The organism is Streptomyces sp. NBC_00989, from assembly GCF_045162655.1.
GTDB lineage: Bacteria > Actinomycetota > Actinomycetes > Streptomycetales > Streptomycetaceae > Streptomyces.
In genome coordinates this window covers 8533159-8559590 of record NZ_CP108728.1, presented here as the reverse complement: position 1 = coordinate 8559590, position 26432 = coordinate 8533159, and the positions used below count along the sequence as shown (strand labels likewise).

General features: G+C 70.8%; 37 protein-coding genes. 6 read left to right on the top strand and 31 right to left on the bottom strand.

Going from position 1 to position 26432, the window contains the following annotated elements; genetic code table 11:
• The first annotated feature begins 4 nt into the window (after positions 1–4).
• Both OG714_RS38390 and OG714_RS38385 read left to right on the top strand, forming a co-directional pair.
• Positions 5–628 (top strand): hypothetical protein, encoded by a 624-nt coding sequence (locus OG714_RS38390; protein WP_406128034.1) that lies wholly within the window; start codon positions 5–7, stop codon positions 626–628.
• 581 nt (positions 629–1209) lie between these two features.
• Entirely contained in the window at positions 1210–1728 is a 519-nt protein-coding gene (locus tag OG714_RS38385) for a hypothetical protein (RefSeq protein ID WP_366091831.1), read from the top strand.
• Between the two features lie 350 nt (positions 1729–2078).
• Here OG714_RS38385 and OG714_RS38380 read toward each other — a convergent pair whose 3' ends face one another.
• The gene (locus OG714_RS38380) at positions 2079–2243 is read right to left on the bottom strand and encodes a hypothetical protein (protein WP_366091832.1); all 165 of its coding nucleotides are present in this window, start codon (positions 2241–2243) and stop codon (positions 2079–2081) included.
• A gap of 96 nt (positions 2244–2339) precedes the next feature.
• A complete protein-coding gene (locus tag OG714_RS38375) occupies positions 2340–3197 on the bottom strand; it encodes a hypothetical protein (protein ID WP_366091833.1) in 858 nt (285 codons plus the stop codon).
• Between the two features lie 614 nt (positions 3198–3811).
• On the opposite strand from OG714_RS38375, the gene OG714_RS38370 reads away from it, so the two are divergent.
• Positions 3812–4327: a hypothetical protein gene (locus tag OG714_RS38370; protein ID WP_366091834.1), complete on the top strand. Its 516-nt coding sequence runs from the start codon at positions 3812–3814 to the stop codon at positions 4325–4327.
• A gap of 82 nt (positions 4328–4409) precedes the next feature.
• Here OG714_RS38370 and OG714_RS38365 read toward each other — a convergent pair whose 3' ends face one another.
• Both OG714_RS38365 and OG714_RS38360 read right to left on the bottom strand, forming a co-directional pair.
• Entirely contained in the window at positions 4410–5495 is a 1086-nt protein-coding gene (locus tag OG714_RS38365; RefSeq protein WP_366091835.1) for an integrase, read from the bottom strand.
• Positions 5492–6040: a hypothetical protein gene (locus OG714_RS38360; RefSeq protein ID WP_366091836.1), complete on the bottom strand. Its 549-nt coding sequence runs from the start codon at positions 6038–6040 to the stop codon at positions 5492–5494. Before OG714_RS38360 ends, OG714_RS38365 begins: the two co-directional genes overlap by 4 nt.
• A gap of 146 nt (positions 6041–6186) precedes the next feature.
• Here OG714_RS38360 and OG714_RS38355 point away from each other — a divergent pair, with 146 nt between their 5' ends.
• Positions 6187–6414 carry a hypothetical protein gene (locus OG714_RS38355; RefSeq protein ID WP_406128031.1) on the top strand — a complete coding sequence of 76 codons (228 nt, stop codon included), beginning with the start codon at positions 6187–6189 and terminating at the stop codon, positions 6412–6414.
• Between the two features lie 186 nt (positions 6415–6600).
• On the top strand, positions 6601–8109 hold the full coding sequence (locus OG714_RS38350; RefSeq protein WP_406128030.1) for a pentapeptide repeat-containing protein: 1509 nt from the start codon (positions 6601–6603) through the stop codon (positions 8107–8109).
• A gap of 267 nt (positions 8110–8376) precedes the next feature.
• On the opposite strand, the gene OG714_RS38345 is transcribed toward OG714_RS38350, so the two are convergent.
• Both OG714_RS38345 and OG714_RS38340 read right to left on the bottom strand, forming a co-directional pair.
• Complete coding sequence (locus tag OG714_RS38345) at positions 8377–8814, bottom strand: hypothetical protein (RefSeq protein ID WP_406128028.1); 438 nt, start codon at positions 8812–8814, stop codon at positions 8377–8379.
• Between the two features lie 123 nt (positions 8815–8937).
• Positions 8938–10443 carry a ParB/RepB/Spo0J family partition protein gene (locus OG714_RS38340; protein WP_406128026.1) on the bottom strand — a complete coding sequence of 502 codons (1506 nt, stop codon included), beginning with the start codon at positions 10441–10443 and terminating at the stop codon, positions 8938–8940.
• A 147-nt stretch (positions 10444–10590) separates the two neighbouring features.
• Between OG714_RS38340 and OG714_RS38335 the strand changes: the two genes are divergently transcribed.
• Positions 10591–10977 carry a hypothetical protein gene (locus tag OG714_RS38335; protein WP_406128024.1) on the top strand — a complete coding sequence of 129 codons (387 nt, stop codon included), beginning with the start codon at positions 10591–10593 and terminating at the stop codon, positions 10975–10977.
• A 60-nt stretch (positions 10978–11037) separates the two neighbouring features.
• Here OG714_RS38335 and OG714_RS38330 read toward each other — a convergent pair whose 3' ends face one another.
• The 25 genes from OG714_RS38330 to OG714_RS38210 all read right to left on the bottom strand — a co-directional run bounded on the left by OG714_RS38330 (position 11038) and on the right by OG714_RS38210 (position 26427).
• Positions 11038–11205 (bottom strand): hypothetical protein, encoded by a 168-nt coding sequence (locus OG714_RS38330; protein ID WP_406128022.1) that lies wholly within the window; start codon positions 11203–11205, stop codon positions 11038–11040.
• A 113-nt stretch (positions 11206–11318) separates the two neighbouring features.
• Positions 11319–11705: a hypothetical protein gene (locus OG714_RS38325; RefSeq protein WP_406128021.1), complete on the bottom strand. Its 387-nt coding sequence runs from the start codon at positions 11703–11705 to the stop codon at positions 11319–11321.
• A 384-nt stretch (positions 11706–12089) separates the two neighbouring features.
• Positions 12090–12521, bottom strand: a complete 432-nt coding sequence (locus tag OG714_RS38320; RefSeq protein ID WP_406128019.1) for a hypothetical protein — start codon at positions 12519–12521, stop codon at positions 12090–12092.
• Positions 12522–12624: 103 nt separating this feature from the next.
• The gene (locus tag OG714_RS38315) at positions 12625–13173 is read right to left on the bottom strand and encodes a hypothetical protein (RefSeq protein WP_406128017.1); all 549 of its coding nucleotides are present in this window, start codon (positions 13171–13173) and stop codon (positions 12625–12627) included.
• Positions 13174–13235: 62 nt separating this feature from the next.
• Positions 13236–14021: a hypothetical protein gene (locus OG714_RS38310; protein WP_406128015.1), complete on the bottom strand. Its 786-nt coding sequence runs from the start codon at positions 14019–14021 to the stop codon at positions 13236–13238.
• A complete protein-coding gene (locus OG714_RS38305) occupies positions 14018–14407 on the bottom strand; it encodes a hypothetical protein (protein WP_406128014.1) in 390 nt (129 codons plus the stop codon). The genes OG714_RS38310 and OG714_RS38305 overlap by 4 nt, the downstream gene beginning before the upstream one ends.
• A gap of 107 nt (positions 14408–14514) precedes the next feature.
• On the bottom strand, positions 14515–14739 hold the full coding sequence (locus OG714_RS38300) for a hypothetical protein (RefSeq protein WP_406128012.1): 225 nt from the start codon (positions 14737–14739) through the stop codon (positions 14515–14517).
• A 166-nt stretch (positions 14740–14905) separates the two neighbouring features.
• Positions 14906–15256 carry a hypothetical protein gene (locus tag OG714_RS38295; protein WP_406128011.1) on the bottom strand — a complete coding sequence of 117 codons (351 nt, stop codon included), beginning with the start codon at positions 15254–15256 and terminating at the stop codon, positions 14906–14908.
• Positions 15257–15382: 126 nt separating this feature from the next.
• On the bottom strand, positions 15383–15625 hold the full coding sequence (locus OG714_RS38290; RefSeq protein ID WP_406128010.1) for a pRL2-19: 243 nt from the start codon (positions 15623–15625) through the stop codon (positions 15383–15385).
• The gene (locus OG714_RS38285; protein ID WP_406128008.1) at positions 15622–16023 is read right to left on the bottom strand and encodes a hypothetical protein; all 402 of its coding nucleotides are present in this window, start codon (positions 16021–16023) and stop codon (positions 15622–15624) included. Before OG714_RS38285 ends, OG714_RS38290 begins: the two co-directional genes overlap by 4 nt.
• Positions 16020–16208 (bottom strand): hypothetical protein, encoded by a 189-nt coding sequence (locus tag OG714_RS38280; RefSeq protein WP_406128007.1) that lies wholly within the window; start codon positions 16206–16208, stop codon positions 16020–16022. The genes OG714_RS38285 and OG714_RS38280 overlap by 4 nt, the downstream gene beginning before the upstream one ends.
• Positions 16205–16603 (bottom strand): hypothetical protein, encoded by a 399-nt coding sequence (locus tag OG714_RS38275; RefSeq protein ID WP_406128005.1) that lies wholly within the window; start codon positions 16601–16603, stop codon positions 16205–16207. The genes OG714_RS38280 and OG714_RS38275 overlap by 4 nt, the downstream gene beginning before the upstream one ends.
• The gene (locus tag OG714_RS38270) at positions 16600–16920 is read right to left on the bottom strand and encodes a hypothetical protein (protein ID WP_406128004.1); all 321 of its coding nucleotides are present in this window, start codon (positions 16918–16920) and stop codon (positions 16600–16602) included. The genes OG714_RS38275 and OG714_RS38270 overlap by 4 nt, the downstream gene beginning before the upstream one ends.
• A gap of 179 nt (positions 16921–17099) precedes the next feature.
• Positions 17100–17618 (bottom strand): hypothetical protein, encoded by a 519-nt coding sequence (locus OG714_RS38265; RefSeq protein ID WP_406128003.1) that lies wholly within the window; start codon positions 17616–17618, stop codon positions 17100–17102.
• Positions 17619–17701: 83 nt separating this feature from the next.
• Positions 17702–17959 carry a hypothetical protein gene (locus OG714_RS38260; protein ID WP_406128001.1) on the bottom strand — a complete coding sequence of 86 codons (258 nt, stop codon included), beginning with the start codon at positions 17957–17959 and terminating at the stop codon, positions 17702–17704.
• A 30-nt stretch (positions 17960–17989) separates the two neighbouring features.
• Positions 17990–20299: a hypothetical protein gene (locus tag OG714_RS38255; protein ID WP_406128000.1), complete on the bottom strand. Its 2310-nt coding sequence runs from the start codon at positions 20297–20299 to the stop codon at positions 17990–17992.
• Between the two features lie 77 nt (positions 20300–20376).
• Positions 20377–20790: a conjugal transfer protein TraB gene (locus tag OG714_RS38250; RefSeq protein WP_406127999.1), complete on the bottom strand. Its 414-nt coding sequence runs from the start codon at positions 20788–20790 to the stop codon at positions 20377–20379.
• A gap of 5 nt (positions 20791–20795) precedes the next feature.
• On the bottom strand, positions 20796–23129 hold the full coding sequence (locus tag OG714_RS38245) for a hypothetical protein (protein WP_406127998.1): 2334 nt from the start codon (positions 23127–23129) through the stop codon (positions 20796–20798).
• A 116-nt stretch (positions 23130–23245) separates the two neighbouring features.
• Positions 23246–23497, bottom strand: coding sequence for a hypothetical protein (locus tag OG714_RS38240; RefSeq protein ID WP_406127997.1), 252 nt, complete (start codon positions 23495–23497; stop codon positions 23246–23248).
• Positions 23494–24054, bottom strand: a complete 561-nt coding sequence (locus tag OG714_RS38235; RefSeq protein WP_406127996.1) for a hypothetical protein — start codon at positions 24052–24054, stop codon at positions 23494–23496. Before OG714_RS38235 ends, OG714_RS38240 begins: the two co-directional genes overlap by 4 nt.
• Before the next feature lie 188 nt (positions 24055–24242).
• Entirely contained in the window at positions 24243–25403 is a 1161-nt protein-coding gene (locus OG714_RS38230) for a DUF2637 domain-containing protein (RefSeq protein WP_406127994.1), read from the bottom strand.
• Positions 25404–25434: 31 nt separating this feature from the next.
• Positions 25435–25752, bottom strand: coding sequence for a hypothetical protein (locus OG714_RS38225; RefSeq protein ID WP_406127993.1), 318 nt, complete (start codon positions 25750–25752; stop codon positions 25435–25437).
• Positions 25749–26060: a hypothetical protein gene (locus OG714_RS38220; protein ID WP_406127991.1), complete on the bottom strand. Its 312-nt coding sequence runs from the start codon at positions 26058–26060 to the stop codon at positions 25749–25751. The genes OG714_RS38225 and OG714_RS38220 overlap by 4 nt, the downstream gene beginning before the upstream one ends.
• On the bottom strand, positions 26057–26308 hold the full coding sequence (locus tag OG714_RS38215; RefSeq protein ID WP_406127989.1) for a hypothetical protein: 252 nt from the start codon (positions 26306–26308) through the stop codon (positions 26057–26059). Before OG714_RS38215 ends, OG714_RS38220 begins: the two co-directional genes overlap by 4 nt.
• Positions 26305–26427 carry a hypothetical protein gene (locus OG714_RS38210; RefSeq protein ID WP_406127988.1) on the bottom strand — a complete coding sequence of 41 codons (123 nt, stop codon included), beginning with the start codon at positions 26425–26427 and terminating at the stop codon, positions 26305–26307. The genes OG714_RS38215 and OG714_RS38210 overlap by 4 nt, the downstream gene beginning before the upstream one ends.
• Positions 26428–26432 lie beyond the last annotated feature (5 nt).

The window sequence follows — 26432 nt, the reverse complement described above, 5'->3', positions numbered from 1 at the left end:
GGCAATGAGAACTCAGATCATCACGGCCGTAGTAGGCGTCGTTGGCACTGGCCTCGGCGCCTCCTTGACGCTGATAGGTACGACCTGGCAAGCCCGAATAGCAGCGCACAGCAAGCGCCGGGAGCTGGATCAGTCGAAGGAACAGGCCCGCACGCAGCTGTACGTGGATCACGTGGGCAGGCGCCTGGAAAACCGTCGAGCGACGTACATCGCCTTCATGCAGGCGGTGTCGACACTGGTCCAGGCGACGCGAGACGACAGAATCGACGGAGCTCGGTTGACCGGCCAAATCGTCCAACACCTCGCGGAGATGGCCGAAGCCGCTGGCGAGATCGATACGGCTCGCAACACGGTGATGATCGACGGGCCGCAGGCAGTCGCTAGCCAGGCCGCGGAGCTGTGCCGTATCCCATACAGACTTGCGAGCGCCGTGTCGGCGATCTACGACGAGTCGTTGGACGACGACGGCAGGCAGCAGGCGCTGCAGGCGGCCGTCGACATTCGTGTCAATCTCGTCCGGGAGCTGACGCTGTTCTCGGTGATGGCGTCTGCGGCATTGAATCTGGACGAGGTCGGCAATCACCTCGACAGTTTTCAGACGCCCGGCGCTGCGCCCTCCCCTGCATAGGCCAGGGCCGACGCGTAGAGCAGGCGCGGGAACGGTCCGGTAGGTTACGGCCCACCCGGGCCCCTAGTCAGGGCGCTCCCGCCTCTTGGCGGGGGTTCGCCCTCGCTCCGCAAGTGCAGCGAGGAACTCGCCCGCGGTGATGCCGCCGGACCCCTTCCGTTCGTGGGCAACTGCCCATACCGTCGACTGATCCCAGCCTGACGTTGCCTCAGTTGGTGTCCTGCTCCGCAGGTGGCTGGTGGATCGAGTAGCGCGGGAATCCCGTGCGGGCGTCCTGAAATCCCGTACAGAGCACGGGAATCCGGTCCTGGGTCGCTGGAATCCCGAAACGTGACGGGGGTCCACATAGGGCCTCAATGTCGTCCCCATGAACAACGTCGACCCCACTCAGGGGAGCCAGGAAACCGAGGCGACCGCCCCGGCACAGCCGACCCGGCAAAACGAGCAGGAGACCTCTCCGGAGCCCGAGAGCTTCGCGAGGAAGGCCATCAGGTCAGCGATAAGCGGCGCATGCGCAGGCGCCTTCCGCGGCCTAGTCTCTTGGGCTCACGAAATCTTCGGCGGGGACGGCGGGGGGACCGATGTCTGACGAGCCCGAGAGTGATCGTTTCAAGGGGCTGGACCGTGCTGGCTTCCAGGCGTACATCAGGCACGTGTACGTCAAGGAGGGCAAACCCAAGTACAAGGTGATCATCGAGCAGGCCGCTGAGTGCGGTGCAGAGGCGACGCTGACGACCAGCACGATCAGCGCCACCTTCAAGGGAAAGACGTACCCGAAGCTAACGACGGCCTATGCGCTGGGTCTCGGTATCGGGGGCCCCAGGGTAGCTGCGGACTTCGAGGAGGCATGGCGTGAGGCGTGGGAGAACCACCGCCGCAAGGTCCACGACCAGGGCATGGAAGAGGCCCATCACGCCATGCACAAGGAGGTGCTGAAGGAGAACAAGCGCCGTGAGGGGCGGAATGCCGGTCACTATCCGCGGTGGTGGCCCAAGCACTACCTGTTGAGAGGCGAGCGCCTGCGAGACCTCATCTTCGTCGCGTTGGTCACGCTGTACACCCTGTTCATGGTGTTGAGGGACTTCACGGGGGTGTTCTAGCCGAACGTGAGAGTGGTCCTGCCGAGGGAAGCGGCAGGACCACCTTTGGCCAAGGCTAGAACGTACGCGGAAAGGGCCCCGCCGTGGTTATGCCGGCGAGCCCCTCGTTCGTGCAGGGTCGGGCTACCTCGCGCGCTGATACTGATCCGTCATGCCAGGTCTTCCCGGGGAATCAGCCGGCCGCGGATACCTGCTGCCGCTGCCGCACGCCGAATGCCCGGGGTTACGCTGGCCGAACGGTGAGGGCCGGATAGACCCTCACCGCGGCTGCCTTCATGACCGGAGGCCCGCGTCTTTGCCCTGCGAAAGCGAGCACGGACCCTCGGATCGGGTAGCCAGGGGCCGGTCCCTCATCGAGGGCCGGCCCACAGACTGAGCAGCACCGGCGCGGCCAGCAGCACGGTGTCCAGCGCGTGCCAGGCGAATCTGCCGCGTGCGGTCATCGACCAGCGCACGAACCGGCCGTACTTGGCCTTCGGCTGCTGCCGCTCGCGTCGGCGGAATGTCCTCCTCATTGCTCCTCATCCCTCCTTTGTCGTTCGTCGTTGTGGTCGGGGCGGCGGACGTGTCCGGTGGTCCTCGGCTTCGCGGACGCAGGTGGTCGGCGGCGGTCATCCCGGCTGCCCGGTCTGGATGTCGGCGCCGTCCTGCGGCGCGAGCGGGCCGCGCTCCTCGGCCTCCAGTCGTTCGACCTCGGCCTTGCTCAGGTTGATGTTGAACGGCTTGGCCAGCTGGTAGGTGTGCACCAGGTCGAAGCCGCGCATGGTGCGCGCGTCCATCACCTCGTCGGGCCCCATCTTGACCAGCAGCTTGTGCTTCAGCAGGTCCTCGATGCCCCGCGCCATCGTGTGGCGGCCCAGGCCCAGGGCCCGGGCGCCGCGGGTGTCCTGCGGCAGGGTGAAGGATTCCTTCCGCCTGCTCATCGCGGCCAGCAGGACGGCCTTGCCGGGCATGTTCAGCTTCACGTGCCAGTCCTCGCGCCAGTAGGCGAAGGGGACCCGGAAGTAGACATCGCTCTTGGTGCCGGTGGGGATGGCGTAGTCGAACGTCATGTCCCCGACCCGTCCGATCTCGTGGCGCTTGACGATGCGCTTGAGGCGGCCGTGCTGCCTCCGCTCGATCAGGCCCAGTTTCTCCAGGTGCTCCCACTGCCGGGAGACGGCCACGCTCGCCCCCTTGTCGGGACGCATGTAGATGCCGGCCGCTCGCGCCCAGAGCTGCGAGCGCTCGGTGACGCCGAAGTCGCTGCCGGTGGTGACGGCGTAGACCAGCAGCAGCAGCTCCAGGGCGTGGGGGGCCCGCAACAACTTGGACAGGGGCCCCGGCCCAGTGCTCAGATCTCCGGGCAGACTATTGATGTGGCTCTTCTGAACGAACTCCCGGCGTATCGGGAACACTTCCTCCTTGCGTCGGGAGCGCCCCAACAAGTACTCGATCGACTCTTCCCGGGTCATCACACGCTCGGCCATGGCCTCGCTCCCCTCCACCGGCACCCCGACGGTGCCCCCGAGAAGAGAATGCCTCCAGCCCCGTGGCCCGGACGAACTGCGAGCGCCTATCCCGCACTCCCTCGTCACCGGCGCCGGAGGCACTGGTAGATCCAGACCACCAAAACCACCAAGCAGGACCCTGACCCGCCGAAATAGCAGGTCAACGCGCAGCTACGCCGCCTCAATGTCGGTTCCCAGAACGGAAGGTTGCGGTCTGAGAACCCATCGTCGTCATAGACCCGCGACAAAGGGTGCACCGCGAGGCACCAGCGAACCGGCCGCCTCCGTGACGCGACCCGCGACCTCGATCTTGGGGAGCACCGCTACGGCGGCTGCGCTGAAAACGACCATGGTCAGGGGTGCTCGATCGAGGAAGCTACCCGCCAGGAACATGCGGAGGACCCCGGGAAGTCGTCTCGCGCCACGTCTGCGTCGCGATACGCTCTCGCCCGGTTAGATGCGTACGCCGCCCGCCGACACCCCGCGCCCACGCCGCAGGTGATCGACCGGCCAAGGTTCCTGCGGGAGCCCGCACCCCTCCGGCATTCTTCGTCCGGCGGGAGCGTGGGGACCGCCAGGAGCGAGCGTCAGAGATGCCGAAGAAGAACCCGTCGACCGCCGCGCAGCGGGCCCGCCAGCGACAGGCCGCGACCGGCGAGAACTACACGACCGCCCTCCGTGCCGAGACCCGGCCTGTCCGCCGGCCGTTCGTCGTGCACAACATGTTCGGCGCGGACGGCGCGGGCTGGGCACCGATCATCCTGCGGGCGGAGCGCGAGCTGCGCGAGGTCTGGCCCGGCCACCCCAACCCGCACTGGGAGGAGAAGTTCGGCGACCTGTGCTGGAAGAGGTTCCCGTACAACCAGCGCCCCGAGGCGCGGGCGGTAATCCGCCGGGCCATCCAGGAAGCATCGGTCACCTGCCAGACCTGCCCGTCCCCGGGCCGCAAGCGCGTTGTCTGGGTCGGTCTGGACTGGGGCGGGATGCCGTGGGTCAAGACCTGCTGTGACACCTGCTACTACATGCCGCCGGTCTATGAGCGCCCCGGCTGGAAGTTCCAGCAGAACGAGTACCAGGATCTCGTCGACTCGTACGAGGACCGCGGCTGACCGTACGGCCGCATAGACCGTCGGGGCCCGGCGGCATCGTCCGCAGGGCCCCGCCGGTCGCGGTGTCGTCGAGGATGGGAGATCAGGTCAGACCGGCCGTGGCGTTGTCCTCCCAGCCATCGACCCGCTGGAAGTAGCCGTTCATGGAACGGGAGTGCCGGGCCCAACCGCCCTGGTCGGCGATCGCCACAGCATCCTTGCCCTTCTTCCGGCCGGTCGTGGCGAGGCCGATGCGCAAGCTGTGGCCGGTCCAGGAGAGCGCGACCCCGGCACGGGCGCTGATCCGCTTCACCGCCCGCGTCACGGAGTCCGGGACCATGCCGCCGGTGACGTTGCCGTGCCGGTCAATGCCGACGAACGCGGGAGCGTCCGGCTGCGACCACCGGGTTTCGGCCTCGGAGGCGAGCCGGGCGCGGTACGCCTTCCATGCCTCCACGGGGCAGATCTCCGGGTCGTCCTGATAGTTGATCTTGGCGTCCCGCACGGAGTGCTTGGTCTTGCCGGTGAGGACGGACACGACCAGGCCGCGGGAGACCAGGGCGACGTCGCCGGACAGCAGGCCAGCGGGGTCCTGGGAGCGCGAGGCGTAGTGGAAACCGGTCAGGATCAGCGCCTTGTCCCGGTCCCCGGCGAGGGTGTCGGGGCACGCGCGGACCACCCGGTAGAGGTCGGCGACCTCGGCGGCCGCCGCCTGGCCCCGGCCTCGCCGCTCGCCCTCCTGCAACAGCTTCACGGCGAGGCCGTCCAGCGCCTTGCGCGCGGCTGCCTGATCGTCCCGAGTCACCACGCAGCCGCGCTCCCGCAAGCCGACGACGACGCCCGCCAGGTGCGTGCCCGCCGACGACGGGGCGTAGCCCTTTCCGTTAGCCTGTCCCTCGCGCAGCATCCACGTTACGAACGTCACCAGGGAGCCGCGCGTCCCCTCCGTGACCGGAAGACCCTGCGCGGTGGTGTATCGCTCCCAGACGCGCCACGACTTCGTGTAGGTGTCCCGGGTGTTAGCCGGGGTGATCTCCCGGGCGACGGCGTCCGCCAGATCCTCGGCGGCGGCAAGTCGCTGCGCGGTGTCGACGCCGTGGCGCTGCGCCCACCGCTCCAGCAGAACGGCGCGTGGATCGGAGGCTTCCTCGGTAGGGGCGAGCCCGGCCGCCAGCGTTGCCACACTCACTGAGCACCCGCCTGCTCGGCTCGGTCCAGGAGGGCGGTGAGCTGATCCAGCGTGATGGGCGCGTGGTCACCCGGGCCGCCGTACCGCACCGAGCCCAGCCCCAGGGCGGTCAGACGTGCACTGGCCTGCGTCCACGCCTCTCGCTGAGCGGGCTCTACCCATCGTGCGCTGACGCGCCGACGTGCAATCGGGCGCAGACACAGCCATACCGAGGAGTATCCAGGGCCGGACTCCTTCGCGCGGCGGGTGAGTTCGGCGCCTGCTTCTTCCGGGTCCTCCGGGAGCGGCTCCCATGGGTAGTCGAGCAGCGCCGGCCCGTCCGGCTCGGGGTCGGTGGGAGACCAGTACAGGCAGGCGATCCCGTAGTCGGTGTCCAACGGGGAACCGGGGGCTTCGCCGATGCGGTTGAGCCGCCATACGAAGCCCGACTGGTCCCGGGATGACGTCGAAGTCCAGCGGCGTGTGTCGAGGACTCGGACGGGCCATGGCTGACCCTCCGTGAACAGATCAACGGCGTACAGAACGTCGGTCCGCAACTCACCCATCGAGCGATTCCCCGGTCTTCTATCTGGCGTCGGATAAGGAGAGGTTATCCGACGCTAGACACGTAGCGGACCGAAACGCACCGCAACGGACGGAAGCGGATCGCAACACCCGATAGCCCTCCGGCCCTCCGGTCGTTGGACCCGGCATGGACGATCACGCGGGCAACGGACGGCACCGGAGGCCGGTGGACTACGACAACCCGGCGGGTCCGGGCTGTACGTGCTGCGACCCCATGTGGTCGAGCTGCCGTCAGGCTCCCCCGCCGCCTCCTGCACGGCACCGCAGGCCGCACGAGGACGACCCGGTGCCGGACGGCGTCGTGTCGCTGCGGGAGTGGCGGATCAAGCACATGGCCCGGGGGTTCGACGGCTAACCGCCACGGCGGCCGCCGACTACCAGCCGTGGCGCGACGGAGCGCAGTAAGGGCCGTGAGGTTCACATCGACACCTTGTTTCTAGTTCAACCACTGGCCCGTGCGCCGCTGAACTAGAGCCGCTTGCAACCCACGACAGAACCACCGCGTGCAACCGGCGGCACGCCACCACAGTCTTGACGGGGTATGGGAACACCTTCGCCCCGGCGTCGCACGGAACGGCGCGGGCTGCGCCTCTGGCCGGTCGGCACAGTCCTAGTCCTGACCTTCGCCGCCGCAGTCCTCGTGGCTGCCGCGGTGTTTTACGCCGGGTGGGACCTGCTCGGCGCCCGGGGGCTCAAGCCCGAGCGCCGCATCGACTCCAAGACACTCTTCGACCTGGTGAAACTCTCCTTCGGCGTGGTGGCTGGCGCCGGCGCCCTGGTCGCCCTGGTCGTCGCCTATCGTCGCCAGCGGGTCGACGAGGACGGCGCATTGCGCGAGGCGACCCGGCTGCACACCGAACGCTTCACCACGGCTGTCTCCCAGCTCGGCGACGACTCCGCTGCGGTCCGCCTCGGCGGAGTGCACTCCCTGGCCGGACTCGCCGACGACGCCCCCACCGAGGAGCTGCGCCAGACGTGCATCGACGTGCTCTGCGCCTACCTGCGCCTGCCGTACACCGCAGAGTCCGAACTGCGGCCGGACGAAGCGGACGCCCGGCGTGCCTACCTGGCCCTGCGGGAAGTCCGGCATACCGTCATCCGCGTCATCCGCGACCACCTACGCCTGGACCCCGAGCACCCGCACTCCTGGCAGGGCCACGGCTTCGACCTCACCAGCGTTACCTTCGACGGCGGAGACCTCTCCGGCGCGGTTTTCTCCGGCGGCAGCGTCGACTTCAGCGGCGCGGTCTTCTCCGGCGGCAGCGTCGACTTCAGCGACGCAGTCTTCTCCGGCAGCACGGTCAACTTCGGCGGCACGGTCAACTCCGGTGGCACGGTCATCTCCGGTGGCACGGTCAGCTTCGACGGCGCGGTCTTCTCCGGTGGCACGGTCAGCTTCAGCGGCACGGTCGACTCCGGCGGCGCAGTCTTCTCCGGTGGCACGGTCAGCTTCGGCGGCGCGGTCTTCTCCGGTGGCGCGGTCTTCTTCAGCGGCAGGGTCATCTCCGGCGGCATGGTCGACTTCGGAGGAGCGACGTTCTCCGACGGCATCGTCGACTTCAACAGGGCAACCTTCTCCGGCGGCACGGTCGACTTCGGCCTCGCGACGTTCTCCGGCGGCACGGTCGACTTCGGAGGCGCGGTCTTCTCCGGCGGCACCATCGGCTTGAAGAGGGCAACCTTCTCCGGCGGCACGGTCGACTTCAGTGCCGCGAGGTTCTACGGAGGCACGGTCGACTTCGGCGGCGCGGACTTCTCCGGCGGCACCATCGACTCCCGCTGGGCGTTCTTCTCCGGCAGCACGGTCGACTTCGGCCACGCGACGTTCTCCAACGGCACGGTGAACTTCGGCCACGCGACGTTCTCCGACGGCACGGTCGACTTCGGAGGCGCGTTCTTCTCCGGCGGCATCATCGACTTCAGCAACGCGACGTTCTCCGGCGGCACCATCGACTTCAGCAGCACGACCGGCGAAGCGCCATCCGGCCTGATACCGCCGAGCGGATCGCCGCCGGCAGGAGTACTAGTGCCCCGGACTTGGTCCAACTGACCGAGACGGGGCTTGAGGAACATCCATGTCAGATCGTGCGCTAAGCCCTCGTCGCCCCTGGTGGGCGACTGACGGAGCATCGGCCCCAGGCATCCACGGAAGTCTTCCCGCAGATAACGGGCCACTATCTGCAGTGGCCGTCACGCAGGGTACAAGCGCCGGTTTTCGCTCGGCTATTCCTCAACCCCATAGACAGTCGGACGCGGAAATGGAGAGGGCCCGCACAACCGTGGTGGTCGTGCGGGCCCTGGCGGATAGAGCGGAGCGCTACGCGGCGCGCAGCTCGGTTACCTGCTCGGCGCGGGTCAGCTTGAGCGTGGGCGCGGACGGCTTGGTCGGGATCTCCCTGCCGAGTTCGGCGAACACCGCGGCGATGGCGTCTCGGTCCCAGTCGCGTCGGCTGGACTGGATCCAGGTGACGGACCAGATGCCGTACTCGCCGGTCCGGGTGCGGTCCAGGATCTTCCGGGCCGTGCGCTTGCCGCGTCCGCCGGCGTTGTACTGCTCGCGGGCCTTCTCGTGCTCCTCGATGGCGGCGACGACTTCCTCAGTGGTCGGAGGCTCGTCGACGATCGGTCCGGGAACGATCCGCTCACGGTCCGGGCGGACCGCCAGGGCGCGGACCAGGGCGCCGGGGGCAGCGATCGATCGGACGGAGTCGCCGACCGTGCGAGCGGTGCGGAGCAGGGTGCGGATAGCCTTCATGGCGCGTTCCGTTCTGGCAGGGTCGGTGTTGCTGCACCGCCTGCCGGGTTGGTCACTTCACAGGTGGTTGGGGCGTGGGCCTCCAGCGCGGGTTGCTGCCCTTTGCTGGAGGCCGCTGTGTGTTCAGGCGGCGGAAGACGAGGTGACGGCCTCCGGGTTGATCCGGAGACCGCTCGCGCGGACTGAGGCGATCGCCTGTGCCTGTCGCAGGTTCTTCGTGGCGCGCAGGGTCAGGTCCCGCAGGTGTTCCATCCGCTGCGCGTGTCCGGGGACGCCGCCGGGGGTGCCGGCGAGCAGGAGGGCCAGCCCCTCCGGGTCGGCGCCCGCCAGGGCGGACAGGATCTCTCCGGCCGCGCTCAGCCGGTCGATCTTCCTGACCAGGGCGTTGCGGTCGGCCGCGATCCGCTCGCGCTCCTCGGAGGGGACGTCCAGCGGGCCGGGAAGCGCGTCCTGAGCGCCGGTCTTGCCGGTGGGGGCTTCGTCGGCCAGGACGAAGAAGGAGCCTTGCTCCTCCTGTCGCTTCTCCTCCGTGCGGGCCGCCTGAGCGAAGGCCTCGGCGTCCCGGGCGCTCCTGAACTCGCCCCGAGCGTGCCGGGTGAGGAAGCGCATCTGGTTGTCGCAGTTCAGCAGGCTCACGTACCAGGCGAGGCCAACCGTCAGGTACCCCTTGCTGAGGGCTTCCTGGGCGGGCTCACACAGGCGCAGGAGGTCGATGCGCCAGCCGACGTAGGCGGCGGACTTGCCGACCATCTCGGACACCTCGTCGATCGTGTACTCGGCGTCCGTCAGCCGCTTGAAGCTCTCGGCCTCCTCGATCGGGGTCATGTCCGCGCGGCCGACGTTCTCGGCGACCTGCTTGGCGAGGATCTCGCGGTCGCCGTCCTGCACACCGTGGTTCACGACCGCGGGCATCTCGGTCAGGCCGGCCATCTGGGAGGACCGCCACCGGCGCTCACCTGCGATGAGCACATACCGCTTGGTCGAGGGGACGTAGCGCACGCTGACCGGCTGGAGGAGGCCCAGCTTCTTGATCGATCCGGCCAGCTCCTCCAGCTTCGCCTGATCGAAGACCTTGCGCGGCTGGGTCGGGTCGCGGTCGATCCGGTCGATCGGGATGACCTTCTGGACGGTCTTGGACCGGGCGCGGGTCTCCGTGACCTTGTTGGCGAGGACTTCCCGCTGATTGCTGACCTTCGCGGGTTCGACGGCCTTCGGGCGAGGAGCGGGCCTGGCCGGGGCGGTACAGGCACCCAGCTCGGGAATGGTCAGGCCCATGTGCTCGCTGAGGTAGCGAGCGGCGTACGAGCGGTGGCACCAGTTGTTGGCCACGCTCAGCTTGTCGAAGCATAGGAACACGAGTCGGCCCGACTCGTACTGTGCGGCGATCTCCTCGAGTTCGGCGCGGATCGCGTCGATGCCCCTCGTGGTGAGCAGCGCCCGGTAGCCGGCCTCGTAGGCGTCTTCCGCTTCGATCTTGAGCAGGTCGCGGGTGGGGGTCAGCGTCTTCGCGTGGCCGGCCAGCTCGTACGGGAGACGCCAGCGGGGGCGGCCGACAGTCGTACGGACCGGGATGCCCATGTCCGGGGTGAACTCCTGGTAGGTGCAGGTGGCGAGTCTCAGTGCGGTCATGGTGTGTGCCTCTCGCTCATTTCCCCTGGTGGAGAAGGGGTGAACAAGATCAATTCTACACGGATTCGTGTGGAGTTTGGGGAATTTCCCACATGGATCGGTGTATAGTTGCGGCGTGAAACGACCCCGCCAGGAAGGCCGCCAGCCATGACCACCAGACGACAGCTCTGGCTCGACACCGGGCGCTACGAGGCCTTCGCCGACACCACCGACGTCCTGCCCGTCCCCCTGACGATCGAGCTGCTGCTGCGCGCCTGGCAGGCCGGACACGTCACCGTCGACATCCCGGACAGCCGGGGCCACACCCCCGAGCAGCGCGGACGCGTCGTCATCCCCCTCTCCGACACCACGTACAAGGCGGCCGAGTCCGTCGTGGGCCAGCGCCGCATGAGCGCCCTGGTGGACGCCCTGATCGCCGCCTACATGGACGGCACGGCCGCGCTCGCCGTGGTCCCCGTCGACCCCAAGCGGCTCCCGAAGCGCGTCACGCTGCTCCTGGCACCACCGCCCGCACCGACAGACGTTCCTGCCTAGTCCCGGACGCACAGCGGCCTCCGCCCGGCACCATCGGGCGGAGGCCGACTCATGCGCGGGCTACGGCTCGTCGTCCAGCCAGGAGTCGACGAGCGCGTCCAGGTCGGCCGCGGTGGCCGGCCGGAGTGCGGGCGCGCTGTCTGTAGACGTCCGCATGCGGGTACCCGCCTCGTGCAGAAGTCGCTGGGTGGTGCTCCGGCTGATGTCGTGCCGCTTGGCGAGATCCATGACCGAGACCGAGGCGCTCCGCTCGTACTCGACACGGAGCTGTGCCGCGACGGACTCACGGTCCGCCTTTCGGCGAAGGTATGGGCGCCGACGCTCCGACCCCTCCGGGCCGGTCACAGGCCTGGAAAGAGACTGCCGAGGTCAAACTCCGGCGAGTCCGCGCGCTGCTGTGCACGCAACGCCTTGTCGGCCGCTTCGATCAGTGTGGTTGCGGCGGCCTGGTAGCCGCGCTCCCGTCCCTCCACGGCGCGGGCCAGCTCCACGGCCGTCTCCCGGCACACGACGGCGGCCGGATCGGTGACGCCTTCGAGGGCCTGGAGGACCGAGGCGACCAGTGCGCCGTCGGCCGGGTGGGGCGCACTGTCCTGCGGGGATTGGACGGCGGCGCTGAGGAGATCGGCGGCCGTGGCAGCGAGGGACGTCCGGCGCTGGCCAGCGATCTCCTGTAGCCGGGCATGGACGTCCGGGCTCACCCGAGTGGACAACGGCTTGGACGGCATCGCAGGCCTCCACGGCGGCGGGACTACAAGGGGCAAACCGGATGTATACACCCGAGCGCGTCTGACCTGCACGAATACGTATCGGCACCCTGACAGTCGAACGCCGATCGTGTCCTCGTTGTGCCATACATCCACTAGACGACGGCGGGGTTCTGGAGGGTCGGCCGCACCGCCCGTAGGCCTCCGACCTGCGCGGATGCGCAAGGAAAAGCGCTGGTCATGCCACAGGCCAGCGGGATCGTGAGGGCTACATCCCGGTGTACGGCGCTGGGATGTAGCCCTTTCGTAGTGTTCTGTAGCCCCCCTCTCCCCCGGTCTGGGGGAAATCCTGCGGTGGGGACCCGTCAGGAGTGTCAGGGTTTCCGCAGGTTCTGTCAGGTTTCGTCAGGTTTTGCGGTCCGGGGGGATGCGGGAGCGCTGGAACTCCTCTTCGAGGGCTGTCAGGTCGGCGGCAGCCGCGGTGAGGACGTGGGCGGGGATCCAGTCGAAGGGCGCTGCCGGGGCCAGGACGCCCTGGGTGTCGTGCCAGGCGGTGATGCCGTGCTGTTGAGCCGCGTCCTGGAGCCACGTGGTGCGGAGGCCGCTGTCGTGCCACCCCCGGGGCAGGGCGAGGGCGATGCAGAGGGCGGAGGCGGCGCGAGACCAGGTGTTACGGCCTCTGGGTTGGAACTGCCAGCAGCGTGGGCAGAGGTGGCCGTTCATGTGGACGTCGGCGCGCAGCGTTCTCGGGGTGCCGGGCGTACCACAGAGCCAGCAGTGATTGTGTTCGGGGCGACGGCTTCCGGCGATCGTCGCGGCGGGGGCGGGCCTGGTCACGGTGCGGTGATCCTCTCGGTGCGGCACAGGGGCGTTCGGGGCGGACAAGTGCACGGGTTCGTACGGCCCGGGACGCGTGGCCCCGGGCCGTACAGGGGTGCGTCTACGCGGTGAGGACGACCTGTCCGGCCGCGGTGCGGATCTCCTCCGTGAGCCGGTCGGCCTCGATCGCGTCTCCAACTGCGAGCGCGGCCAGCAGATCGGCGACCGGCAGGCCGGCCTCGTGGATGACTACCGGTAGATGGGTGTCGGTGATGTGGCGGCTGGGGAACATGTCCAGGCCGAGTTCGTCGAGGACCTGGTCCGCACTGGCGCGGCTCTGGTGGGAGGAGACGGGCGCTCCGTCGGCGGCCTTCGGGCGGATCGACCCGGTCAGGGCGTGGCGGGCCTGGCCGAGCGGGATCGTCAGGAAGCCCCCGGCGGCGTCAATCTGCTGGCGCAGGGCGTGCGACGGGTCGGTCGAGTCGTTGGTACCGGTGGCGCGTGTACGGCCGCCGATCCTGCCTTGCAGGACGGATGCGGCGGCGGCGATCTCCTCCGCCTGGAGGCGCCGCCCGTAGTGGCGTGCCGCGTCGGTGAGCAGGCTCAGCAGGTCGTCGGTGTTCCGCCTGTTGTAGGTGCGGGACAGCGGTTCGGGGGTGGTGGTGCGCATGGCGGGATCTCCGTTCGGTGGTGTCCATGCCGGCCGGACGGCCGGGTGGAAGGGCTGGGGGGTCAGCGGCGCGGGCCGCGCTGCTTCTGGTGGCGTCGGGCGGCGGCGATCAGGTCGGCGGCCCGGGTGTGCGGCTCGACCCATTCCTCCGCCTGGTAGGCGAACGCCTCTGCCTGAGCTGAGCGGTGCGGGTGGGTGAAGGTGGAACGCCAGGTGTCGAGGGAGGCGGTCAGCTCTACGCGGGCGGTCTCGTCGGCGACGTGCGCCAGTTCGTGCCCGATGACACGGCGCACGTGGTGCGAGGGCAGGCGCCGGTCGACGACGATCTTGACCCACTCCGTGCCATGGCCGTCGTGCTGAAACAGGGTCGCCGCTTCGACGGACGTGAGCAGGCCGGCCGTGATGTGCAGCGACCTGAACGGGCTGCTCGCGACCAGGTGGGCGGCGAGGCTCTCCCACTCCGGGGCGGTGGGCACCATCACGTCGGCTGCGGCCCACCTCCAGGTGCCGTCACCGGCCACGGACCACAGCGCGTAGGAGGGCGCCTCGGGTGGCTGGGCAACCGTACGGAGCGCATGCAGGGAGATCGGCCGGGCCGGGGCTACGGGGCGCCCTGGCGGCCGTGTGGACACGTTCCCGGCCTTCGTCTGCGCGGGGTTCGACGCGATGTCCAGCACGGGCGCGGCCGGACCCGGAACCGTCACGGAAGCAGCGGTGCGGGCGTCGTAGTAATCGAGCATCGCGTCAGCGATCTGGTTGAGGAACTCCGGCCGGGAGAGGGCGGCCACGAGGGACGCCGTCAGTTCCTGCTGCCCGGCTGTGGACTGCGGGCTAGCCTGTCGGGTCATGCTGCTGCACTCCCTAGGTCGGTGGAGGTGAGGACAGCGGACGCCGCCTCCCAGTCGGGTGTCACGGCGGTGACGAGTGCGTAGTGGCCCGGCTGCCGCTCAGCGACGACCCCGGCGACGAGCGCGGCCTCGAAGAACCGGCCGCCGTCCGTGAGGCTGCTGAAGGAGGCGCGGGCCAGGCTGTCGGCGATGTCGCCGCACCCGTCGCGGGACCGGATCAGGCCGGCCTGGTCGGCGTGCGCGTGCAGCCCGTAGAGGTAGGCGAGGAACCGGGAGCGGCGTAGCGAGCCGGGGAGCGCGCGTGCCCATGGCCCGTTCAGGAGGGCGAGGAACGTGTCGGCAGTCGCGCCTCGGGTGACGGACGGGACGGGAGGCTGGTCGGGCATGGCTGGAGTCCTTGCGGTGTGCAGGGTGCTCCGGCCCAGAACCAGCGAGCAGGGAGTGCGCCCGTCGCTACGGGCTTCCTCACGGGTGATCGTTGCAGGGGTGGCGGTCAGGCGTCTGCCGGCATTTCCAGCGCGGCCGCGCTCGGGGCCGACCGGTCGCGGTCCAGCTCGGAGCGATGGATACGGACCCGGTGGCCGTTCGGTCCCAAGCGTTTGACCCGCATCCTGGGGTCGTTGGTGATCCAGCGGGACACGGTGACCACGTGCACCTGTAGAGCGGCGGCGAACTGCGCCCGGGTCATCCATTCCTCGCTGTCGTCGGCGGTCTTCACACAGGGCCTCCGGGGGACGAGTCGATCAGTAACGGACCGCAACGTGCGGCAACGGAACGTAGCGGCCGGGCACCTTAGCTCATTCCGTCCGACCGGTGCACGGGCATGAAAAAAGGCCGTGGCCGCTCCCCGGTGAGGAGAGCGGCCACGGCCTGGTCGAGCAGTGTCAGGACCTGGTCCTGGCGGCGGTGATGAAGCGGTCCGCCTCTTCCTCGGTCCAGCTGCCGAAGGGCGGGGTTTCCCGGGTGAGGGAGTGGCGGAGGCAGCTGATGGCAGCCTCCAGCGGTGGCCCGTTGTTCTCCTCGGCGTGGGAGCTGACGTCCTCGAATGCACTCCATGCCAGCCAGTGAGCGCGGTCCGGATCCTCTGCGTGCACCCACTTGAGCGCCCTGATGATGTCCGGGTAGAGGTCCATCGCGGGCAGGTCGGCGCCGTAGCGTCGGTGCCCATCCCTCAGGTTGAACACCAGGGCGTGCCGAATCGTCGTCGTGACTCCGGGCGGGAAGTCGTCGCTCACAGGTCCTCTTCTCGGCGACTGGTGATGAGACGTCAAGCTTTCCGGTGCCCTCTGGAACGCGAAAGACCCCCGTCAGCCACCTCATTGGCGAAGAGCTGACGGGGGCCTGGTCGTAGGCGGCGAAGGTCACTCGCCCCGCAAGCCGGAGCCGTCGACGTCGGGGCGAGGCCGGACGGACAGGCGCACCGTGCCGTTCGGCTGGGGTTCCATCGCCACGGCGTGCCAACTGCCGTCCAGACCTCCGAGAGCGTCGGGGGCGAACGACCCGGGCGGGAGGGTGACCGATCCGCCCTGCGACATCAGGACGGCGATGAGCATCGCGTGGGACAGATCCTGCGGACCGATGCTGCCGCTGACCGACTCGCTCATGCTGGCGATCCCTTCGGTGTGGAGTCCGCGGGGCGGCGAGGCCAGGACGCGACCAGGACGGCGGAGACGAACCGGTCCGCGTACTCGCTCGTCCACCGCCCGGACTGCCCCGAAGACTGCGTAAGGCCGTGGGACAGGGCGAGCGTGGCACGTACGAGCGACGGGCCGTCGACGACGGCGGTCGCGCTCGTCAGCGCCTCCTGGACCAGGTCGAGGGCGGCCCGGTCGTCCAGACCGTGCACCCACTTCACGGCGGCGACGACGTCCGGGTGCAGGTCGTACTCCGCGCTGGTGGACGCCCCGTGTCGGCGGTGGGCGTCGACGAGGTCGAGGTGCAACGCGCGACGGATCGCGCCGACGACCTCCGACGGGACGGACACGGTCGGCTGCTTCGTCACAATTGGACGCTCCCCTGGGAGTGCAGAACGGTGAAGACGTCGCCGCCTGCCTGGCGGTGGTCGACATCCGGCTCCTGGTGCTCGTCGACGGCCACGAACTCGTGGTCGTCCTCGTCGACGGAGAAGGGCACCACGTGCGACATGTCGGCGGGCGTGATCAGGCGCCCTTCGAGCGGGTTGCTCACCGGCCGCCCTCCTGCGCGGAGTCGTCGGGGCGCGGCCCCCAGGAGGCGATCAGGGCGGCGCAGATGAACCGCTCTGCGAGGGCGGTCGTCCACGCGCCGGAACGGCCCACAGGCTGCGTCAGGCCGTGCGTCAGGGCGAGCGTGGCGCGTTCTAGGGTCGGGCCGTCGTCGACGGCGGCCGCGTTCGTCAGGGCGTCCTGGACTAACGTCCGGGCGGCCTCCTCGTCGGTGGCGTGCGCCCACTTCAGCGCAGCCACGACGTCCGGGTAGGGGTCGTAGTCCGTGGCGAAGGCCGCGCCGTGGCGGCGGTGGGCGTCGACGAGGTTGAGTTCCAGCGCGTGGCCGATCGCGCCGAACACTTCCGCCGGCACCGTGACCCTGCGGGGTGTCTTCATCGTCCGGCGCTCCCCTCGTGGACGGCGGCCGCGAGCTGCCCGTCGTCCTCCTGGTCGTGGACTACGTCGTGCGCCTGGTCCTCGTCGACGACCGCGAGTTCGTCGCCGTCCTCGTCGGCCGGGTGGGGCGTCATGTGCCCGCAGTGGTGGCAGACCTCGCCGTTCCGGCCGTCGTAGGTGGACCCCATGCACACGGGGCAGTTGCCGCGCTCGTGCACGACCAGGCCGCCGTTGTGGCAGGCGGGGCAGCGCGTGGCGAGGCCGGACGTGCTGACGTCCCATCCGACCCGGCGGGCGGCGAACAGGGCGGCGTCCATGCCGCTCTGGGGTACAGCGAGGTATAGAGCAAGGCATCCGTCGGTGTCGCATCCGACGGCGCGGTGTAGAGCCATGAGCGTCTTCTCTCGGTGTCGTGATCCGGTTTCGGCCGGTCGGCCTGCGAGGCCCTCGGGACGCCCCACGTGAGGCGCGCTGAGGACCGGGCAGGCGGACCGGGCTACGACGGGTTGATCACGTTCCGGGTCCGGGTCAGGACACCGCGCGTCTCGCTGCGCACCTCGGTCTTGTGCGTGATGTCGACCGAGCCCTTGAAGACGTTCACGGTGCGGCCGGCCTTCACCTTGGACAGGGCCGCACCGACCGCGACGGCGAGTAGGGCGGCCCCGACGAACGGCGACAGGACGACGAGCACGAGCGTCTGCAAGCTGGGGACGGACACCATAGACAGGCCACGGAAGAACAGCCAGGCCGCGCATCCCAGGCCGGTCGATCCGGCGCCGACCGCGATGGAGACGACGGCGGTCGCGGCCGCCCACCGGGGGACGATCCGGCTGTCGGGCTGCGGAACGTGGGGCGTGTCGCCGATCTTCGGGACCTTGCTGTCGTCGCGGAACGAGGTGGCGGTGAGGGGCTTGGCGGGCTCGTCCGGCTTCCAGGCGTCCAGGATGCGGCGGGCCTCCTGTTCGGCGGCCTCCTCGGAAAGCGGCTGTACGGGCTTACGGCTGGCGTTGTCCATGGCGGGTTCCTCCGGGTGCGTGGGTACGGCGAACGCCCCGGAGAACCGTCTCCGGGGCGTTGTGGTCGGGGTGTTGGGCGGGGTCAGTCGGTGAGCGCTTCGAGGTCGAGGCAGTCGGGGATCTCGCCCTCACGGAGGGCCGCGGCAATCGCCCGGTACTCCGTCGCGTTGCCCCGTGCGATCTCGGCGGCGCGGGCGGCGCAGGCCCTGGTGTGGTCGCTGCGGGTCTCGTCGGCGGCGACCCGTTCGCCGTCCGCCGCCGCCTCGTCGGACCGGGGCGCGGCGACGTTGGCGAAGTAGTCCGCCTCCTGGTCCATGCGCTCCTGGGTGATGTCGGCCATCGTCTGCTCCTTCGGTGGGGCGGGGTTGGGTCAGGACTGCTGTGCGCGGGCCCACACACCGTGAGCGACGCGGACGACGAGGCCCTTGTCCTGGAGCTGCTGCAACGCGTTGTCGACGGACCCGGAGGACGGGCCGCCGTCACTGCCGGCGCCTACCGCCTGCCGGATCTCCCGGGTGCGGAGCTGTCCGCCCGCGAGGGCGTCGAGGACCAGGTCCGGGAGCGTGCGCGCGGTGACCGGCGGGGCCGGTACCCGTGACGGGCCCGGGGCGGCCGTCTCGTCGGCGGCCGGGGCCTGCGCGGTCCGTCGGGCGGGTGCGGTGGCCACTGTGCTCCCCGCGGCTTCCTCACCGGCGAGCAGCTCCACGGCGATCATCAGCGCCTCGTCGTACGCGCGGCGGAAGACGTCGGCCTCGGGCGGTGTGAAACCGGGCACGGATACGGACTCCATGAGGTTGATCAGGCCCGGGTACGTCCGGTTTTCCTTCACGGCCCACCAGACCCGCGAGAGGTACGGCTGTCCCGACTGGATCAGCCAGGCCGTACCGGCGGTGACGGGGCCGGTGGGCGCCTCGTCGCCGGTCCATGCGGCGTCCAGCTCGGCCGCGCCGGTCACCCCGAAGTACTTCGGGATGGGAGTGATCTCGACGGTGCCCGACGACATGTCGGACGCCATGCTGCGCGTCATCGAGCTGTTCACCCTGCCGAGCCAGACGCTGCCGTTCTTCGCGTTGGCGCGGATCTTCTCGGAGTCCCCGAGGTCGGACAGGTGGATCGACTGTCCGGCGATCCGGACACCCATGCCGACCTTGCGCCAGGTGATCTGTCCGGCCCCGAGCATCCCGGCCACCCACTTGCGGAAGTCCTTGGGGAGCCCGGAGTCGACGGCGAGCATGCGGTTGATCTCGTCCATGGTCAGGATCGCCAGGCGCCACGGCTTGCCGATGGTGAACGACCCCCAGCCGTTCTCTGCGCTCACCTCCTGTCGGTACGAGGCGACGGCGGTGTACGCGGCGAGAGTCGCGGCCGCCTCCGCCTGCCCGGCCCCGAAGTGGAACACCCTGCCCTCCGCCTCGGGGAGGCTCATACCGTCCTGCGCGTCCGCGACCACAGAGACGATCTGATTGATGCGCTCGGCGGCGATCAGGGTCAGCAGGGTCACGGACTTGCCCGACCCGGGGGCGCCGACCAGGAGGTCGGTCAGGGCGCCAAGCTCGGTGTCGTACAGCGGCCAGCGTGCCGGCCTTCCGTCGTGACGCATGCCGACCGCGATACGGCCGTGCTTGTCCATGCGGAGGTCGGCCTCCGTAGCCTCCCGGACATTGAGGAGCGGGTGCTCCCGGTACAGGGTGAGGACGGCCTGAGCGATGCCGTCCGTCTCCACCATCAGTAGCTCGGGATCGTCGACCCCGAGGACCCGCGTGAGGGTGCGCCGGTCCAGCCTCAGCAGTGCGTCCTCAGGCGCCTCGACGCGCATCACGATGCGGTCCGGCTCGATGCGGTGGTCGATCAGGCGGACGCCCGGGGCGATGCCCTTGGGTCCGGACACCTTCGCCTCCCACAGCCCGGCGAGGTGGTCGCCGGGCGCCTGGTGCTGCTGCCGGGCGAGGAACTCGGCGGGTGCCACGCACAGGGCCACCCGGCCGGGTCCGTGCCCGGGGACCGGGGCGAGCCGTACGGCTTCCTCGGGGACGTCGTAGATGGCTGCGACCGCGCGGCGGTCGATGCTGCCGGGTACGGCCTCGCCGGGCTGCGCGAGGATCACGGCCTCGAAGTCGGGGCGGCCCGGGTGGTACTGGACGATGTGGGCGAGCACGGTCGTCCCGGTCAGTGGCGAGGCAGCCCAGTGCCGGGCGAGGTCGCCCGTGTACCCGTTCTGCTGCGCGGGCTCGGGGGTCTCCGGCGGGATGAGTGCCGGCAGGTTGTCGGCGGCCCGGCGCAGGCCTCGCGAGCGGGTGAGCGGTACGGCCACGGCGGACGCGGTGGCGACGGCTACGGCGGCCGCGATCTCCCACCAGGTCGTGCCGGGGACGGCGAGGCCGACGCCGTACGCGGCGGACAGCCCGAGGGCGGGGAGTGCCTTGTACGAGGCGGTGAGGAGACCGGCGCTGTTCTGCCCGGCTGCGCGGGCCCACAGGCGGCACAGGACCCCGGCCCCGGTACCGAGGGCGGCGGCGTGCAGCTCCCACAGGTCAGTGGTCGGGCCGATGGCGGCGGCGATGCCGGCAGCGCCGTACGCGATGCGCTCGACGGTGGCGAGGTGCCGGGCGGCGGTCGGGGTGAGGGGCGGCCGGGTGTCGTCGGCCGGGACGGTGGCGGGGGTGACGATCTCGGCGGTCACGGGTGGGTCCTCCGGGGAACGGGAAGGGGCCCGGCCGTGAGTGGCCGGGCCCCGTGGGGCGGGTGTCGGGCGAGGGGTCAGCGGGTGCGGTAGAAGCCCGGTTTGGCCTGCTGCACCCCGGAGGCGTTGACCGCCTCGTACACGCCCCGGTACTCGCCCTGATGGGCGTCGTGCAGGCCCTGAGAGTTCGTCTGGACCGTGTCGGCGGCGGCCGCGAGTTCACCGGAGGCGTTCGCGACGGCGCGCAGCGCGGTCCCGGCCTCGGTGATCAGGGCGGTGTACTGCGGTTCGACCTCGGCCTCGGTGCACATGTCGGCGAGCCGGTCGGCCTTTTCGGCGTCGCTCTCCATGCGCCGCTTCAGCGACCACAGGCCCTCTTTCAGCGCGAGGGCGGCCGTGGTCAGGGCGACCATGCGGGCGGCGAGGCGGGTAAAGCTCGGCTTGCCCGTCGTCGCGGGCAGGTTGGCGGGGCGCGGTACGAGTTCGCTCAAGGGGATCAGTCCTCGTTGTGGATACGGGCGGACGGCATGACCAGGCCCGCGTCCGCGGTGGCCTGCTGGACGGGCTTGTACGCGTCGTGCATCTCGTCGTGCGCGGTCTCCACGGCCTCCGCCGCCTTGATGGACTCCGTCTTCATCTCCTCCGACTTGCGGGCCAGGAGATCCATGGACTCCGCGAGCCGGTTCATGGCGGCCGACGTCATGCGGCCGATGACGTTGTGCCGCTGCGCGAGCTCGGCGGCCAGGAGGCGCAGGGAGTCGCGCAGCTCGACGGCCTTGCCCGCCAGGACGGTGCACTCGTCGGACGTCGCGAAACAGTCCGTCTTGGACTCCGCGAGCGTCTTCAGGACGTCGTCGAGGGTGACCTCTGTCAGGTGCTCAGGGTCAGCTCCGCCCGTGCTCGGCATGGGGAAAAGTGCTGGTGCGCTCACGCGCGCCTCCTTCGTCATCGTGGCTGTCCCGCCCCCGGAAGAGGCAGGGGCGAGGGCGGCCGGGGCGCGGCGCGCACCGACCGCCGTGGCGGTGACCGGCACCCACACCGGTTCGGTGCTCTGGTCCGGGGTGATCCGTTCGACGGACCAGGTGACCCGGGCGTCGACGGTGGCGGCGAAGAGGTCGTCCCACGCGGTGGAGCCGACCGGCGGCGCCCAGAAATCCCAGTCGGCGCCGGTACGGCTGTCCCAGTCCGTGCCGGTACTGCCGGCGGACGTTCCCGGCCCGCCCGGCCCGCCCGGCCAGGTCGGCCCCGGGGCGGTGGCGCCCGGTGTCCCCGGCGGCGGTGCCGTCGTCGGGCCGTAGCCGGGTGCTGTCGGCGGCGGTGCCGTCGGCGAGCCGCTGCCCGGCGGTGTGGAGCCCGGGACGGTAGCGCCGGGGGTTCCGGTGGGCGGTGCCGCTGTGGGGCCGCCAGAGGGCGCGGTGGCGGTTCCCGTGCCCGTCGTGCCGGTCGGTGCCCCCGGGCTTGTCCCGGTGCCCGTGCCGGGCGTCGTGGGTGCCGTCCCCGTCCCCGTGCCGGTGCCGGGTGTGGTCGGCGCTCCCTTGCCCGTGCCGGTGCCGGGCGTCGTGGGTGGTGCCGTGCCGGTGCCGGGTGTGGTCGGGGTCGTGCCGGTGCCGGGTGTGGTCGGGGTCGTGCCGGTGCCGGGTGTGGTCGGCGGGCGGTGGACGACAGGCGGGGCGGGGTTCGCGCGGCGGGCGTCGAGCCGCTGCTGTGCGCGGGCCGTGGCCTGGTCGGCCATCGCCTTCGTGAGCGTGATCCGCTTCGGGCCGCCGCCCGACGAGGACCCGGAAGACCCGGACCCGGAGCCGCCTGAAGACGACCCGGACGATCCGCTGCCGGACGATCCGCCCGACGAGGACCCGCTACCCGAGCCGCCGCCGGACGACCCTGTGCCACCCTTGCCGCGCTTCCCCCCGGACTTCCCGCCCGACGAGCCGCCGCCTGAACCGCTCCCGCCCGAGGAGCCGCCGCCGCTCTTACCGCCGGACTTCCCGCCCGACGAGGACCCGCCCGAGCCGCTGCCCGACGAGCCGCCGCCGGAGCCCTTCCCGGACGACGTCCCGGAGCCGGGGCCTGTCCCGCCGCCCTTGCCGTTCTTCTTACGGCCCGGCCCTGTGCCGCCGGACCCCGACCCGGACGGCGAGGTGTTCCGGGAGCCGCCGCCGGTACCGGCGAGAGAGCGGCTCAGCGGGGACGACGAGGGACCGCCGCTTCCGCGTCCTCCTCCCCCACTCCCGCCGCTGCTCCCTCCTCCTCGACGGCCGCCGCCGCCTCCGCTCCCGCTCCCGCCGCCGCTGCCCCCTCCTGTCCTGCCGAGAGAGCGACGGCCGTATTCCGCGCTCGACGGCACCCGACCGCCGCCTCCCCCGCCGCCGGTCGATCCGTGCGCGGCGCGCGTCTCGGCTTCGGCCAGGCGGAGCCGGGCGGCCCTCAGCGGCGCGGCCTCCGCCGCCTGCTCCATACGCCGCTGCCGCCAGTCGGTTATGGCGCCGGCAGTTCCCCTGAGCGCGGCCAGCGCCATGGCGAGGATCGCGGCCAGCCCGAGTGTGCCCATGCCGATCTCCTCGCCCTCGTCGTCGTCCAGGCCGTCGGCGCGGAACGTCGCCGGTACCGGCGCGGGGGCCTGCGGTGCGGGGGGAAGCCTGAGCGTCGACCGGAGTGAGGCGAGGTCGGCGGCGGCGGTCGGTGCGTTGCTGCCGAGAATGGACGCCGCCCCGGTGCCGGGCGGCGGGGCGGGGGGTGCCGGGGCCGGGTTGGGCGGGGGAGGGAGCGGGGGCAGGCCGGGCGGTGCGGTGCTGCGGGGCCTGATCGGGATGACGTTCTGGTTGTCTGCCATGGGCGGGTCTCCTTGACAGGAAGTCACCGGGCTGCCAGCCTCGCGCGCCCGTGCGCCCGCATGTGCGCCCGCATTATGCGCACGCGAGGCTGTCGGCCCGGTGATGATGATGATGATTAACCGTCACCCTGGGTGACGGTCGGCCGCTGGTCTTCCTGGTCGCACCAGTTCGTCAGGGCGAGCGCCAGGCGGTCCCACACGCTCGCGTCGCCCTCCCGCTCTGCGCGGGTCGCGACGGCTCGCGCCTGGTCCCACCAGACGGCAGCGATGCCCTTCGGACCCCGCGCCAGATTTGCGTTCTGGCGGGTCTGCAAATGCTCGGTCCGGTTCTGGTAACGGCGCTGCTCCGGTGTCAGCGGGTGGTTCACGCGCCCCTCCGCTGCTGCTGGTCCCACAGGTCGGTGATGCCGCGCGCGGCCGGGGCGCGGGTGGCCGTGTCCTGGCCGATGGCGGCCGTGCCGTCCTGCGGGGCCGGGGCGAATGAGGTCGCCGACTTGTGCAGGCTCTTCGTCGTCATCTGCACGACGGCCGCGCGGCGGCCGGACCGGCGCAGCGCCTTCGCCTCGCGCTGCGCCGGCAGCGCGTTGATAAGCGCCTCATGGCTGGTGACGCTGGTCCGCAGCGACTCCATCCGCTGTCCCGACTTCACGGCCATCGTGATCAGGGCCTTGATGTGCCGCTCCATCCGGCGGGACCGGCGGGCGGCGGAACGGCTGCCGTCGCCGGTGATCACCTGCGACCGGTAGTGCTTCTGGAAGGTAGCCAGCATCGACTGAAAGACCGCCTCGTCGGCGGTGTAGGCGCGCTGCCTCTTCAGCGTGAACTGCGTGAGGACGTCGAGGTCGAGCAGCTCGTCGAAGTCGAAGTCCAGCGGGTTGGTGGGGTGGGCCGGGGGCGCGGCGTGGTGCCGGTGCAGCTCGGTCACGGGGTCCTCCGTCGTGATGATTCGGTTCCGGTGGGGGGCATGGGCGGGTGGTCCCGCGACCGCGCCCGGCCGCGAGGAGCGAGCCGGGAACGACAGCGGGATCACGCGGGCACACGGCGAGGGGCGGCCCGGTCGGCGGGCCGCCCCTCGGTGTTGCGGTGGTGTTCGCGATCAGTCCGTGCAGGGCGTCACTGGACGCCCGTGCCGACGAGCTGGGGGGACTGCTCGGACTGTTCGCCGGCATCGCTGTCGGGGTGTTCGCGGCCGGGCTGTTCGCGTGCTTCCCGAGCTCGCTCGGACACCCACGCGACGGACCAACCGGTGATCCGGGAGAGTTCGCGAACACCCGTCCCGGCGGTGACCCCGGAGGCCACGGCGGCGAGCGCCTCGGCCTCCGGGAGCTTGTCCGTCGGGGTGTTCGCGGACGGGCGGGCGGGCTGCGGACGCCGCTGTTCGCGAACACCCGGGGCGGCCGTCTCGCGAACACCACCCGGGTGTTCGCGGCGGGCCAGCTTCTCCTGCCGTACCCGTTCCCGCTCCTGCCTCTCGCGCTCCTGCTCCTCGCGGGCCAGGCGCTCCTTTGCCTCCCGCTCCTGCCGCACGCGGGCCTCGCGTTCCTCCTGTTCGCGGCGCTGCCGGTCTTCGTGTTCGCGGCGCAGGCGCTCCTCACGGTCGGCCCGCTCGCGTTCCTGGGACGCCTCCCACTCGCGCTGTTCGCGGGCGTCGTCCCGCTGTTCGCGCTCCTTCCGTAGCTCGTGTTCGCGGGCCTCGCGCTCCTGGTGTTCGCGGGCGGCCCGTTCCTGTTCGCGGTCTTCCCGCTCGCGCTGTTCGCGGGCCTCACGGTCGGACCGTTCGCGCTGTTCGCGGGTCTCCCGTTCGCGGCGTTCGCGGGCGACCTCGTCGGCCTGTTCGCGAGCGATGCGGTCGAGGGCCCGGGTGATCGCGCGGCGGTAGGAGAGGGCGGCTTCCGCCGTGAAGATCAGGAGCATCGGAGCGACTGCGTGAACGGCCACGCCGACGAGGTCGCCCTTGAGCGCGCTGTCCCCGATATTCAGGGCGAGCGTGAACACTCCGGTGAGCCAGCGCAGTGCGTCAGGCCACCGGCCGCCCTTCTCTCCCAGGCGGGACACCGTGGCGTCCAGGCGGACGACGATGACCACCGCGGCGTCGACGACGATCGGCAGGATCGGGGCCGTCCAGTCCCACGCCTGCGAGGTGACCCGCTGTACGAGCGGGGTCACGGTCAGGACGCTGAACAGGACGGCGCCGAAGGTGATCGTCCAGGTTCCGGCGGACAGGGTCCGCTCGATGGATCGGAGCTGCGCGGGTGTGAGGACCGCGAGCTTCACGGGGTACCTCCGTCGGTCTCGGTGGGGTCGGTCAGGGTGCGTCCTGGCGGCGGGTGCCACCGCAGCACATGCACGGCGCGTTGGCGGAACTGCCGTCCTCGCCGGGGGCGTTCCAGACGTCGCAGTCGGCGCAGCGCCACCGCTGCCGGCGCTTCCCGCTCGCCTCGCTGGCGGACAGCAGGAGCGCCATGGTGGCGAGCACGGTCGCGAAGCTGGTCAGGCAGATCAGCAAGACCTGTAGGGACGGCTGGATCAGCGAGATCACGAGCCAGAACACGGCGTGCAGGAGGAGGAGCGCCAGGAACACCGCCTGGTGGCGGGTCAGGTGCTCCGGGAGGCGGCGGGTCATGGGCGGGGCCCTTCCGGGGTGTTGGGCCACACGGTGGCCATCAGGAGACGGAGCGCCCTGAGCCCGTCGCGGAAGCGGTCGAGGTCGGCGAGGAACACGTCGAGGGCGGCCGCGTCCATGTCGGTGTCGCTCCCCTGGAACCAGACGGCGACCTGAGGCGGGTAGCCCGGGGGGACGTCTTCGGCCGGGGGGATCTCGGCGATCACGCGGGTACCGGTCTGCTCGTCGACGGGCAGGACGACCCGGAACGTCGGGGCCGTGAGGACGGGCCGCGCGGCCCGTCCTCCGGTGTGCACCGTGTCGGTCACTGTCCAGCCGCCGCGAGGTCGAGGGCGAGGACGCCGTAGGCGAGCTGCACCGTGGCGTCCTCGGCGGCGGCAGCAGCGGTACGGGCCCGGCGCAGCCGATCGGCGGTGAAGCCGATCAGCGCGCTGTGGGCGAGGTCATCGATCCAGTCGGCCGGGGCCGTCTGATCGGGCTGCCGGGGGCCGGGGACGGTACGACCGGGGCCGGGCTCGGGGTCGGGGGTGCGGGGTCCGGGGAGGTTCATGGTCATCGGCCCTCACGCGCCCGGCGGATCTGCTCGTCGGCGACCCGCACGCGGCGCAGGGCCTCGTCCGGGTTCGGGTCGCTGTCGGTGGGAACGGACTGTGCGGCGCTGGTACGGTCGGTCATTGCGT